Source organism: Pseudomonas brassicacearum (assembly GCF_000585995.1).
GTDB classification, from domain to species: domain Bacteria; phylum Pseudomonadota; class Gammaproteobacteria; order Pseudomonadales; family Pseudomonadaceae; genus Aquipseudomonas; species Aquipseudomonas brassicacearum_A.
Window position 1 is genome coordinate 4,577,605 of sequence record NZ_CP007410.1, and the last position, 12,714, is coordinate 4,590,318.

At 61.3% G+C, this 12,714-nt stretch carries 12 protein-coding genes; 8 read left to right on the top strand and 4 right to left on the bottom strand.

Annotated elements, in window-relative coordinates; translation table 11 throughout:
• The first annotated feature begins 157 nt into the window (after positions 1 to 157).
• From CD58_RS19425 to CD58_RS19440, 4 genes are read left to right on the top strand one after another with little or no spacing between them, the layout of a single operon-like run.
• Positions 158 to 1,321, top strand: coding sequence for an isovaleryl-CoA dehydrogenase (locus tag CD58_RS19425; RefSeq protein WP_025214656.1), 1,164 nt, complete (start codon positions 158 to 160; stop codon positions 1,319 to 1,321).
• Positions 1,322 to 1,332: 11 nt separating this feature from the next.
• Entirely contained in the window at positions 1,333 to 2,940 is a 1,608-nt protein-coding gene (locus CD58_RS19430; protein WP_025214657.1) for a carboxyl transferase domain-containing protein, read from the top strand.
• A 13-nt stretch (positions 2,941 to 2,953) separates the two neighbouring features.
• Positions 2,954 to 3,769, top strand: a complete 816-nt coding sequence (locus CD58_RS19435; RefSeq protein WP_025214658.1) for a gamma-carboxygeranoyl-CoA hydratase — start codon at positions 2,954 to 2,956, stop codon at positions 3,767 to 3,769.
• Positions 3,769 to 5,718 (top strand): acetyl/propionyl/methylcrotonyl-CoA carboxylase subunit alpha, encoded by a 1,950-nt coding sequence (locus tag CD58_RS19440; protein WP_025214659.1) that lies wholly within the window; start codon positions 3,769 to 3,771, stop codon positions 5,716 to 5,718. The genes CD58_RS19435 and CD58_RS19440 overlap by 1 nt, the downstream gene beginning before the upstream one ends.
• A 29-nt stretch (positions 5,719 to 5,747) precedes the next feature.
• On the opposite strand, the gene CD58_RS19445 is transcribed toward CD58_RS19440, so the two are convergent.
• The gene (locus CD58_RS19445; RefSeq protein ID WP_025214660.1) at positions 5,748 to 6,395 is read right to left on the bottom strand and encodes a LexA family protein; all 648 of its coding nucleotides are present in this window, start codon (positions 6,393 to 6,395) and stop codon (positions 5,748 to 5,750) included.
• Positions 6,396 to 6,524: 129 nt separating this feature from the next.
• On the opposite strand from CD58_RS19445, the gene CD58_RS19450 reads away from it, so the two are divergent.
• Together CD58_RS19450 and CD58_RS19455 are read left to right on the top strand one after the other, a co-directional pair.
• The gene (locus tag CD58_RS19450) at positions 6,525 to 6,866 is read left to right on the top strand and encodes a DUF6124 family protein (RefSeq protein WP_025214661.1); all 342 of its coding nucleotides are present in this window, start codon (positions 6,525 to 6,527) and stop codon (positions 6,864 to 6,866) included.
• A gap of 503 nt (positions 6,867 to 7,369) precedes the next feature.
• Positions 7,370 to 8,521, top strand: a complete 1,152-nt coding sequence (locus CD58_RS19455) for a M14 family metallopeptidase (protein WP_025214662.1) — start codon at positions 7,370 to 7,372, stop codon at positions 8,519 to 8,521.
• 154 nt (positions 8,522 to 8,675) lie between these two features.
• Here the strand turns inward: CD58_RS19455 and CD58_RS19460 are convergent, their stop codons facing one another.
• On the bottom strand, positions 8,676 to 9,212 hold the full coding sequence (locus CD58_RS19460) for a cytochrome b (protein ID WP_025214663.1): 537 nt from the start codon (positions 9,210 to 9,212) through the stop codon (positions 8,676 to 8,678).
• Positions 9,209 to 10,288, bottom strand: coding sequence for a catalase family peroxidase (locus CD58_RS19465; protein ID WP_025214664.1), 1,080 nt, complete (start codon positions 10,286 to 10,288; stop codon positions 9,209 to 9,211). Before CD58_RS19465 ends, CD58_RS19460 begins: the two co-directional genes overlap by 4 nt.
• A gap of 166 nt (positions 10,289 to 10,454) precedes the next feature.
• On the opposite strand from CD58_RS19465, the gene CD58_RS19470 reads away from it, so the two are divergent.
• Complete coding sequence (locus CD58_RS19470) at positions 10,455 to 10,961, top strand: sigma-70 family RNA polymerase sigma factor (RefSeq protein ID WP_025214665.1); 507 nt, start codon at positions 10,455 to 10,457, stop codon at positions 10,959 to 10,961.
• The gene (locus CD58_RS19475) at positions 10,958 to 11,710 is read left to right on the top strand and encodes an anti-sigma factor family protein (RefSeq protein ID WP_025214666.1); all 753 of its coding nucleotides are present in this window, start codon (positions 10,958 to 10,960) and stop codon (positions 11,708 to 11,710) included. The genes CD58_RS19470 and CD58_RS19475 overlap by 4 nt, the downstream gene beginning before the upstream one ends.
• Positions 11,711 to 11,844: 134 nt before the next feature.
• Here CD58_RS19475 and CD58_RS19480 read toward each other — a convergent pair whose 3' ends face one another.
• Positions 11,845 to 12,681 (bottom strand): IclR family transcriptional regulator, encoded by an 837-nt coding sequence (locus CD58_RS19480; RefSeq protein WP_025214667.1) that lies wholly within the window; start codon positions 12,679 to 12,681, stop codon positions 11,845 to 11,847.
• Positions 12,682 to 12,714 lie beyond the last annotated feature (33 nt).

Below are 12,714 nucleotides of genomic sequence, written 5' to 3' on the forward strand. Positions count from 1 at the left end.
ATCGGTGAACCTCATGCACAAAGCGCCCTTACTCTCGCCCAAGTTGACGTTAACGTAAAGGACGATTGACAGTCATTCATCACAGGCTTACGTTAACGTAAAGGTGAGAGCCATTCCTCAGCTCTCCGCACCCGATAAAAAAAGCCAAAGGTGTCCCATGAGCTACCCATCCCTGAACTTTGCCCTCGGCGAAACCATCGACATGCTGCGCGACCAGGTTCAATCCTTCGTCGCCAAAGAGATCGCCCCCCGCGCCGCTCAGATCGACATCGACAACCTGTTTCCCGCCGACCTGTGGCGCAAGTTCGGCGACATGGGCCTGCTGGGCATCACCGTCCCGGAAGAATACGGCGGCGCCGGCCTGGGCTACTTGGCCCACGTGGTGGCGATGGAAGAAATCAGCCGCGGTTCAGCCTCGGTCGCCCTCTCCTACGGCGCCCACTCCAACCTCTGCGTGAACCAGATCAACCGCAACGGCAACCATGAACAGAAAACCAAGTACTTGCCCAAGCTGATCAGCGGCGAGCACATTGGCGCCCTCGCCATGAGCGAGCCAAATGCCGGTTCCGACGTGGTTTCGATGAAGCTGCGCGCCGACAAACGCGGCGACCGTTACGTGCTCAACGGCAGCAAGACCTGGATCACCAACGGCCCCGATGCCAACACCTACGTGATCTACGCCAAGACCGACCTGGAAAAAGGCGCCCACGGCATCACCGCCTTCATCGTCGAGCGCGACTGGAAAGGCTTCAGCCGCAGCAACAAATTCGACAAGCTCGGCATGCGCGGCTCCAACACCTGCGAGCTGTTTTTCGATGACGTCGAAGTGCCGGAAGAAAACATCCTCGGCGTGCTCAATGGCGGTGTGAAAGTACTGATGAGCGGCCTGGACTACGAACGCGTGGTGCTCTCCGGCGGCCCGACTGGGATCATGCAGGCCTGCATGGACCTGATCGTGCCCTACATCCACGACCGCAAACAGTTCGGCCAGAGCATCGGAGAATTCCAGCTGATCCAGGGCAAGGTCGCCGACATGTACACCCAACTCAACGCCAGCCGCGCTTATCTCTATGCCGTGGCCCAGGCTTGTGAGCGCGGCGAAACCACCCGCAAGGACGCCGCCGGGGTGATTCTCTACAGCGCCGAACGCGCCACGCAAATGGCCCTCGACGCGATCCAGATCCTGGGCGGCAATGGCTACATCAATGAATTCCCGGCTGGACGTCTGCTGCGTGACGCCAAGCTGTACGAAATCGGCGCGGGCACCAGTGAGATTCGTCGGATGTTGATCGGCCGCGAACTGTTCAACGAAACCCGCTAACGGAGCTGACCATGGCCACGCTGCACACTCAGCTCAATCCGCGTTCGCCGGAGTTCATCGCCAACCGCGATGCGATGCTCGACCAGGTCGAGGCCCTGCGAACCTTGCTCGCGCAAGTCGCGCAAGGTGGCGGTCCGAAGGCACAAGAACGTCACACGTCACGGGGCAAGCTACTGCCTCGTGAGCGGATCAATCGTCTGCTGGATCCCGGCTCGCCGTTTCTGGAAATCAGCCCACTGGCCGCCTATGAGGTGTATGGCGAAGACGTTCCAGCCGCCGGGGTGATTGCCGGCATCGGCCGCGTGGAAGGCATCGAATGCATGATCGTCGCCAATGACGCCACCGTAAAAGGCGGATCGTATTACCCGCTGACGGTGAAAAAACACCTGCGCGCCCAGACCATCGCCCAGCAGAATCGCCTGCCCTGCATTTACCTGGTGGACTCCGGTGGCGCCAACCTGCCGCGCCAGGACGAGGTGTTCCCGGACCGCGAGCATTTCGGCCGGATCTTCTTCAACCAGGCGAACATGAGTGCCCAGGGCATCCCGCAGATCGCCGTGGTCATGGGCTCCTGCACCGCCGGTGGCGCCTACGTGCCAGCCATGGCTGACGAAGCGATCATGGTCCGCCAGCAAGCCACGATTTTCCTCGCCGGACCGCCCCTGGTGAAAGCCGCCACTGGCGAGGTGGTCAGTGCCGAAGACCTGGGCGGTGCCGATGTGCATTGCAAGATCTCCGGTGTCGCCGATCATTACGCCGACAGCGACGAACATGCCCTGGCCATCGCCCGCCGCAGCATCGCCAACCTCAACTGGCGCAAGCTTGGTGAAGTGCAGCAGCGGGCTCCAATCACTCCGCTGTACAGCAGCGATGAGTTGTACGGCGTGGTGTCGGCCGACGCCAAGCAGCCGTTCGATGTCCGGGAAGTGATCGCGCGGCTGGTGGACGGTTCGGTGTTCGACGAGTTCAAGGCGCTGTTCGGGACGACGCTGGTGTGCGGCTTCGCCCATCTGCACGGCTACCCCATCGCGATCCTCGCCAACAACGGCATCCTGTTCGCCGAAGCCGCGCAGAAAGGCGCGCACTTCATCGAACTGGCCTGTCAGCGCGGCATCCCTTTGCTATTCCTGCAGAACATCACCGGGTTCATGGTCGGCCAGAAGTACGAGGCCGGCGGCATCGCCAAGCACGGCGCGAAACTGGTGACCGCCGTGGCGTGCGCCAAGGTGCCGAAATTCACCGTCATCATCGGCGGCAGTTTCGGCGCGGGTAACTACGGCATGTGCGGTCGCGCCTACGATCCACGTTTCCTGTGGATGTGGCCGAACGCCCGAATTGGTGTGATGGGCGCCGAACAGGCGGCCGGTGTCTTGGTGCAGGTCAAGCGCGAACAGGCCGAACGCAGTGGCCATCCTTTCAGCGCCGCCCAGGAAGCCGAGATCAAGCAACCGATTCTCGACCAGTACGAAGAACAGGGTCACCCCTACTACTCCAGCGCGCGGTTGTGGGACGACGGCGTCATCGACCCCGCCCAGACCCGCGATGTGCTGGGCCTGGCCTTGTCCGCGTCGCTGAACGCGCCCATCGAACCGAGCCGCTTCGGCGTGTTCCGGATGTAAACGGTGAATGCCCATGGATAACTTCAACACCCTCGAACTGCTCACCGACTCCCGTGGCGTCGCCACCCTGTGGCTCAGCCGCGAGTCGAAAAACAACGCGTTCAACGCCGAAATGATCCGCGAGCTGATCCTGGCCCTGGATCACGTCAGCAGCGATCCGAGCCTGCGCTTCCTGCTGATCCGCGGGCGCGGCAAGCACTTCAGCGCTGGCGCCGACCTGGCCTGGATGCAGCAATCGGCCGAGCTCGATTACCACACCAACCTCGACGACGCCCGGGAACTGGCGGAGCTGATGTACAACCTCGCCAAGCTGAAAATCCCGACGCTGGCGATCGTCCAGGGCGCGGCGTTTGGTGGCGCCCTGGGGTTGATCAGCGCCTGCGACATGGCCATTGGCGCCGATGAAGCGCAATTCTGCCTGTCGGAAGTGCGCATTGGCCTGGCACCCGCCGTGATCAGCCCGTTCGTGGTACAAGCCATCGGTGAGCGCGCGGCCCGGCGTTACGCCCTGACCGCGGAACGCTTCGGTGGGCAACGGGCGAGGGAAATCGGCTTGCTGTCGGAAAGTTACCCGGCCGCGACACTGGATCATCAGGTCGAGCAATGGATCGACAACCTGTTGCTCAACAGCCCGGCCGCGATGCGCGCCAGCAAGGACCTGTTGCGAGAGGTCGGCAACGGCGCCCTCACCCCGGCGCTTCGGCGCTACACCGAGAATGCCATCGCCCGCATCCGTGTCAGCCCGGAGGGCCAGGAAGGGTTGCGGGCCTTCCTGCAAAAACGCGCGCCGAATTGGCAAGCCGAATCGAATAACAAGGAGCCGCGTTGATGAGCGCCCCCGTCCTCACCACGTTGCTGGTGGCCAATCGCGGTGAAATCGCCTGCCGCGTGATGCGCACCGCCAAGGCCATGGGCCTGACCACCGTGGCCGTGCACAGCGCCACCGACCGCGATGCCCGCCACAGCCGCGAAGCCGACATCGGCGTCGACCTGGGCGGCAGCAAGGCCGCCGACAGCTACCTGCAAATCGATAAACTGATTGCCGCCGCGAAAGCCAGCGGCGCTCAGGCGATTCACCCTGGTTATGGTTTTCTTTCGGAGAACGCTGGGTTCGCCCGGGCGATTGAAGACGCCGGCCTGATCTTCCTCGGCCCGCCCGCCTCGGCCATCGACGCCATGGGCAGCAAATCCGCCGCCAAGGCCCTGATGGAAACCGCTGGCGTGCCCCTGGTGCCCGGGTATCACGGCGAAGCCCAGGACCTCGACACCTTCCGCGACGCCTGTGAACGCATCGGTTATCCGGTGCTGCTCAAGGCCACCGCCGGTGGCGGCGGCAAAGGCATGAAAGTAGTCGAGGACGTCAGCCAACTGGCCGAAGCCCTGGCCTCGGCCCAGCGAGAAGCGCAATCGTCGTTCGGCGATTCGCGGATGCTGGTGGAAAAATACCTGCTCAAGCCGCGCCACGTTGAGATTCAGGTCTTTGCCGACCAACACGGTAACTGCCTGTACCTCAACGAGCGTGATTGTTCGATCCAGCGCCGGCATCAGAAGGTCGTCGAAGAAGCACCCGCGCCGGGCCTGAGTCCGGAGCTGCGGCGTGCCATGGGCGAAGCCGCAGTGCGCTCGGCGCAGGCCATCGGTTATGTCGGCGCCGGTACCGTGGAGTTTTTGCTGGATGCGCGCGGCGAGTTCTTCTTCATGGAGATGAACACGCGCCTGCAAGTCGAACATCCGGTGACCGAAGCCATTACCGGACTCGACCTGGTGGCCTGGCAGATCCGCGTGGCACGTGGCGAGCGACTGCCGATCACCCAGGAGCAAGTGCCGCTGCTGGGCCACGCCATCGAAGTGCGGCTGTACGCCGAAGACCCGGCCAACGATTTCCTGCCGGCCACCGGGCGCCTGGCGTTGTATCGCGAATCTGCCGAGGGGCCGGGACGTCGTGTGGACAGTGGCGTCGAAGAAGGTGATGAGATTTCGCCGTTCTACGACCCGATGCTCGGCAAGCTGATCGCCTGGGGCGAGGACCGTGAACAGGCGCGCCTGCGATTGTTGAGCATGCTCGATGAATTCGCGATCGGTGGGCTGAAAACCAATATCAGCTTTCTGCGACGGATCGTCGCCCACCCGGCCTTCGCGGCGGCGGAACTGGACACCGGATTTATCCCCCGTTACCAAGCACAACTGCTACCAGAGCCTGGCGAATTGGATGACGACTTCTGGCTCGCAGCGGCCCAGGGCTTCGCGTTGAGCCTGACGCCGCGTGTACGCTGCGACGACCCCCACTCGCCCTGGGCCAATGCCGCCGGGTTGCGCCTGGGGCTGCCAAGGGAAACCACCTTGCACCTCAGCTGCGAGGGTCAGGATCGGGCGATGACGCTGGACGTTAAAGCCCCTTGCACGCAACTCCAGGGCGATCAACTGATCATCGAGCACAACGGCCTGCGCCGCAGACATCGCGCCATCCGCCAGGGCGACAGCCTGTATCTGCAATGGGAAGGCGACCTGCACCGAATCGATGTGTATGACCCGTTAGCCGCCGCTGAGTCCAGCCATGGCCATCAGGGCGGCCTGACCGCGCCTATGAACGGCAGCATCGTTCGCGTACTGGTCAATGTCGGCCAAACGGTAGAGGCCGGGACGCAACTGGTGGTGCTGGAGGCGATGAAAATGGAGCACAGCATCCGCGCGCCCAAGGCCGGGGTGATCAAGGCACTGTATTGCCAGGAAGGTGAAATGGTCAGCGAGGGCAGTGTGCTGGTGGCGTTCGAAGAATAGGCATCGGCCCTTTGTTCGGGCCGATCCAGTTAGAACCTGATGGTGGCCTGCACCACCACACCGATAATGCGGCATTGTTCGGTGTACAGGTTTTTCGGGTAAGTCGGATTGAGCGGAACCAGGTAACGCTGCCCGCTCTCTTCGATCAGTTTGCGAAAGGTCGCATCGCTGCTGTCAGGCAACTGAGCGACCACCAGTTTGCCCGGCACCGCCTCGATGGCCGGGTCCACGAGGATCGACATGCCCTCGGGGATGCTCAACCCGCTCGGAGCGGTCATCGCATCGCCGACCACTACCAACCAGAACGCGCGCCCCTGGGCGTGGTAATCCGTCAGCTCATAGCGCGCCTGGCGGTAGGCGGTGAGATCGCCTTCGCGGATTTCACCCACCTCGTTCCAATCGCTCACTGGGTAGCGGAAGTACGGGTTGTACTTCTGCGCCAGGGCCATGCCTTCTTCGGTCGTGGTGTCCGGCTCGCGAATTACCATCGCCACTTCCAGAAATTCCAGCCCCAGCTCCTGCAGAACCCGATTCATGTCTTCGACACTGGGCTGCCGGCGCTTGGTCAGCCAATGGCCGACGCCGCCCTGAGACATGCCCAAACGTTCTGCGAGCACCACTTGCGTGACGCGCAGCTCCTTCATCTTGGCCTTGACCAACTCTATCCATTTATCCATGTGCGGCACGATACGTGGCTGGCTCTGACCATCAAAACACAAATTGTAGTATTTAAATTATCGTCACAATTACGATAAGTACTATTCTGGACTGAGGATTTCAGCCCCCACACGGAGAATCTCGACATCATGGACACCCCCAACAAGGATCAGCCCAACAGCCCTTTCAACAGCACGTTTCCTTCACTGCAGGATTGCCCGGCCGCCCAACGCGCCCTCGACTACTACTTGAAACCAAGTGTTTCGGATGCACAGCAAGAGCACCGTTTCTTCGACGTCAACCACAACATCAGCGCAGAGGAAGCCCTGGTTCACGCCTGTGACCTGCTGCGCTGTGCGGCGGCCACCGCCCACGAATCCGCCAACCAACTCAATGGCTCGAGCCGTGACCTGGCATTTTCGGTGGTGCATATGATTGATCTGGTCAAGGTGATGCTTGACCGATCCCTGGATGGCTACCCTACTCGCTAGGCGTAACACAGGGGAATGGCGTGGCGAACGCGCACGCGAGAAAAAAAATTCCAATCGATGCGATAAAACCATTTGACTTGCAAATGATAATGATTATTATTGCATCAGCTGGTCGCGAGATCAGTCGATAGGCCAGAAGACCTTAGGTCGGACTTCTGGAATATCTCCTCATCAGGCTAATCACGGTTTTTGACCCGGCTTTTTGCCGGGTCTTTTTTTTGCCGATTTTCGGCTTATGGCTTCAGGCTAATGAAGTCTTTGGGTGTCGCAAATTCGGTGGCGGCGATGATAGCAAATGAATATTCATTTACAAGCATCCGTCCGCCACACCGGCGAAAACAATCGATAGGCAAGCACTTGAGTATCCATCGCTGACTCTCTAAGCTGCTTTGGCGTCCAGGGAGGGCGCCCCCTTCTTCACCCCTTTTTCAAATGACGCAAATCGTCTGACTTTTCCCTTCTTGCGTGTAAAGTAACGGCCATAAAAATCCTTTTCAGGAGCCGTGACCGTGGCTAAATCCTCTTTTGATATCAGCGCCAATTTTGACAGCGGCAACATTCAGGTCGTCGACATCAGCAACCCGTTGCAGTCGCTGCTGAAGATCAGGCCCGACACCCGCAGCGCCCACTTCCAATGGTTCCACTTCAAGGCCAGCGGCCTGCATGTGGGTCAGGAATATTCCTTTCGCCTGCTCAATGCCAGCCAATCGTCCTACAACAAGGCGTGGACCGGTTACCAGGCGGTCGCCTCTTACGATCATGTGAACTGGTTCCGTATTCCCACACAGTTCGAAGGCGACGCCCTGCGCTTTCACTTGGAAGCCGAACAACCTCACGCCTGGTTTGCCTACTTTGAACCCTACAGCCGCGGCCGTCACGATTGGCTGATCGAGCAAGCGCTGCACAAGGCCGGTACCGAACTGCTGGCCACCGGTAAAAGCGTGGAAGGTCGTGACATTCCATTGTTGCGCAAAGGTAGCGGTGCGCCAGGACGGCGCAAAATCTGGATCATCGCCCAGCAGCATCCGGGCGAGCACATGGCCGAGTGGTTCATGGAAGGTGTGATCGAACGCCTCCAGCATCAGGATGACGCGCAACTGGAGCAACTGCTTGCCGAGGCCGATCTGTACCTGGTGCCGAACATGAACCCGGACGGTGCGTTTCATGGCCATCTGCGTACCAACGCCATGGGCCAGGACCTCAACCGAGCCTGGCAGAACGCCAGCCCGGAAGTCAGTCCCGAGGTATTTTTCGTACAACAGCAAATGGAAAAGTACGGCGTCGACCTGTTTCTCGACGTTCATGGCGATGAAGAAATCCCCTACGTCTTCACTGCCGGATGCGAAGGCAATCCGGGCTACACGCCGCGCATTGCCGAACTCGAAGAACGCTTTCGCAGCCATCTCAAGCATCAGACCAAAGACTTCCAGACCACTTATGGCTATACCCGCGACGAACCGGGCCGTGCCAACATGACCCTGGCCTGTAACGCAGTCGGTCAGAAATACGATTGCTTGTCCCTGACCCTGGAGATGCCGTTCAAGGACCACGACGACCACCCGAACCCGCTCACTGGCTGGTCCGGCAAGCGCTCGATGCAATTGGGCAAGGATGTGTTGAGCACCGTTGCGAGCATGATCGACGAATTGCGCTGATCCAACGATTCCCGTGGCGAGGGAGCTTGCTCCCGCTGGGCGGCGCTGCCGTCGTAAACCGGCCGACACGATCCACCTGGAAGATCGCGTCAACCCATCTAGGGGCGGCTTCGCCACCCAGCGGGAGCAAGCTCCCTCGCCACGGGTTTGCCCATCAGCCCTTGCCTCGCAACATACTGTCCAACACCTCATCCCGGCGCACCCAACCGTGAAACAGCGCCGCCGCCAGATGCACCAGCACAGTCAAGAACAACACATACGCCAGGTACCCATGGGCCTTGCGCAGCAGTGCGAAAGTCTGGGCGTCCGCCGGCAGGATCGAGGGCAGTTGCAGCGAGCTGCTGAGCATCACCGGGTCTCCGGCCGCCGAAATCATGCCCCAACCCAACAGCGGCAGGATCAGCATCAGTGCATACAGCAAAACGTGCGAGGCTTTGGCCGACAACATCTGCCAGCCCGGCAGATCGGCCGGTAGCGGCGGTTGTCGGGTACTGAAACGCACCACCAGGCGCACGATCACCAGCAGCAGAATCGCAATGCCCAACGGCTTGTGCAGTTGGATCAGCCATTCATGGCGCTCGGACACCGAGGCAACCATGCCGGCGCCGATAAACAACATCGCAATGACCATCAATGCCATCAGCCAGTGCAGCAACCGGGCCAACGGGGCGAAGTGACGAGGGGTGCTCATGGGCGGGACTCCTTGGCAGGCAGTTGGCTGACTTCACTGGTACGCCGCAGATAGGAACTGGCATAGGCGGCGGAACGCGCCGCCAGCAGCGGGTCTTCGGAGCCTTCGATGCCGCTGGGCAAGATCAGCGGGTCATAGTTGATATCGCGGCACTCGCCATTGTCCTGTGGCTGGGTACGCTCCAGCACCAACGTGCCTGCATTGAGTACCTTGCGATCAGAGGGCCAGGCTTTGCTGGCATCGTTCACCGGGTCGCCCGGATTGGCCAGGGTGATGTTCAACTGCCAGCGCAATGGCCCGGCAGCGAGACGTTTCACCAGATCCTGCTCGAGAAAATCAGCGCCCTGGGGTGGCATCGCATCGGCAGCATCCTGGCTCATCGGCACCACGCCCCAGCGCACCGCCTGTCGTTGCCCCGCCGGGTTGACCAAATAGAACGCATTGATGCCGTTGTAGGTTTCAGTGGCGTAACTGGCCGACGGCTTGGCGGTCTTGATCCATTGCAGGAAAGGCACAGCCTCCGGGTGCGCGGCGAAGAACGCCGGCACGGCGGCAGGGTTCGGTTTCCCTGTGGCCGGGTCCGGTGATTGAGCCTGTTGAAGTTGATAGAAGGCTTCGGGCGTGCCCACCGGAAACACTGGCATGCTGTTCATGCCGGTGCGCCATTGCTGGCCGTTGGCCTGGGTGAAACGCAACGCCAGGCTGCGGATCGGCACGCTGCCGTCAGGTGCATAGGGGTTGCCACTGGGCAAGGCAAAACGCCCGACCACCGGCGTTCGCGCGTCCATGAACACCTGAGCGCTGGAAAAGACCCGGGCCTCGCCGCTGCTCTCGAAGTAGCCGGCGACGCAGACACCTTTTGAGTGATTACGCCGGAAACCCGGGTGAACACCGTTATTTTTTTCCAGCACGTTGACCAGCGCATCCGGCGTCAGCCGCTGTGGGTCGAGGGTGCCATGGACATAGGCAAACGCCCCGGCCAGCGCGGCGACGATCACGGCAATGCCGCCCAGGCGCAGCGTCAGGCTGGCCACGCTCAACGGCGGCCGACTCAGTGAAGAGGAAGGGTCAACCATGAAGAAGCTCCAGGGCTCAAGGCCATTTGCGGAAAGGACCCGTCAGACGAAGCCCTGACAGGTTTATTCCCACGCCTCATATTTATTTTTCCTGCACTGGAATAATCTCGTGCGCGGGTCGTCTTTCCAGTCCCGGTGCAGTGATGCCTACAGAAGCCATATTCCCATGAACGAACTCGACGAACAGTTGCGCGAGCTCATCCCCAGGCTACGGCGTTTTGCCGTGTCGCTGACGCGTAACCCGAGCAACGCCGATGACCTGGTGCAGGCATGCCTGGAGCGGGCGTTGTCCAAATGGAACGACAAGCGCCCGGACGGCGATCTGCGGGCCTGGCTGTTTTCGATTCTTTATCGGCAGTTTCTCGACGCCCATCGCCGCTCCCGGCGCTATGCACGCATGTTGGAGTTTTTCACCGGCCGCGACGATGCCCATCCCTCGGCCGAGCGCAGCGTGATCGCGCAATCCTCCCTCCAGGCTTTCGAGCAACTCACCACTGAACAACGAGCACTGCTGCTATGGGTGTCGGTGGAAGGCTTGAGTTACCAGCAAGTCGCCGACATCCTCGGCGTGCCGACCGGCACCGTGATGTCTCGGCTGTCCCGCGCCCGCCAAGCCCTGCGCCAACTCAGCGACGGCGAAATCACCCGCCCTACCCTGCGGAGACTCAAATGATCAACATGCCCCCCAGCGACAGCGACCTGCACGCCTATGTCGATCGCCAACTGAGTGACGACGACCAGCGCCTGATGGAAACGTACCTCGGCACTCATCCCGAAGTCGCCGCTCGGGTCCGCGCCTGGCAACAGGACGTGCAACACCTGCGCACGGCCCTGAGTGGTGCTTTGCAACAGCCCGCTAATCCGGATCTCGATCCGGCAATGATTCGCCAACACCTGAAACATCGCTCCCGTCGCCATCTGGCCAGCGCCGCGGTGTTGCTGCTGGCGGTCAGCGTGAGTGGCTACAGTGGCTGGCAGGCACGGGAAATGACCTTCATCAGCGCCGCAGCGCCCATGGCAGATGCCCTGGAGGCGTACCGGTTGTTCGCCCAGCAGGGCATCCTTCCAGCCGATTACCAAACGGGTGACGAGGGCAGCATGCAAGGCTGGCTCGACCGTTACTTCACCCAGGCCAACCGCTTGCCGGACCTGTCGGGCGCGGGCTTCAAGCCGGTCAGCGGCCGCTTGCTCAGCACCGAGCAAGGCGCGGCGGCGATGGTGGTTTATCAGGACCCGAGCGGCCAGAAAATCAGCTTCTACGTACGCCCGCCCGGTCCGAAAAACTACCTGCTGCCCCGTGGCAGCCGCCGTGACGGCGAGCTGTTGGCCGCGTATTGGTCCGGGCCGGGATACAACTATGCGATGGTCATACCCAGCGATACGCCGACGGTGCAAAGGCTCAAGCAGACGTTGGACTTCTGAGCTCCACCGTTCCCTTGTGGGAGCGGGCTTGCTCGCGAAGGCGACGGTACATCCAACATTGATGTCGTCTGGCACACCGCTTTCGCGAGCAAGCCCGCTCCCACAGGAAATCTGCGGTGTTCATCTGAGTCCACTCACCCCTGCCCAAACACCTGCGAAGGCCTGCGCAGCAGCGGGTCGAACGGGTTGACCCGCGGTCCGATCAGGGCCGCCTCGCGCTTGAGCATTTCCACCACGGTTGGCAGGCGATCAGGCCCCAGTCGATCACTCACCGTTGCCACGCTCAAGGCCGCCACGGCCCGGCCTTCACGGTCCAGGATCGGCACCGCCACCCCGGCCATGCCTTGCAATACGCCGGTGTTCCGCCCGGCGTAACCCAGCGTGCGCACGTTCTCCACTTCCGAGCGCAGGAAGACTTCGTCGTACAAATGGAAATCCTTGAGTCGTGGCAAGTTGTATTGAATCACTGTGTCACGCTCTTCCTCCGGCAGGAACGCCAGGATGACCAGGCTGCCCTGCCCTACGCCCAACGCCACGCGTCCGCCGATGTCGCCCGTAAACGTACGGATCGGAAACGGCCCTTCGCTGCGGTCCAGGCAGATGGCATCAAAACCGCTGCGCGCCAGCAGAAATAACGAATCCCCCAGGGATGCCGACAGCCGCAGCATGGCCGGCCGTGCAAGGTCGCGCAGGTTGCCGGTGTTGCCGGCGCGGGCGGCCAAGGCGAAGAAATCCAGGCTCAGGCGGTAGCGTTTACTGCGCGCGTCCTGCTCGACCATGCCCTCGTCCATCAGGCTGCGCAGCAAGCGATGGGTGGTGGGCTGGGACAGGCCGATGCGCTGGGCCAACTGCGTCACCCGCTCCCCGCCTTCGACGGTGTCGCCCAGGCTGCGTAATACGGCAAACAGCCTGGAGACCGCGCCAACACCCACTTCGCTTTTCTCATTATTCCGATCAGTGGAATCTTTCATTAAATTTCCAATTAATAAATTTACTCACCGAAT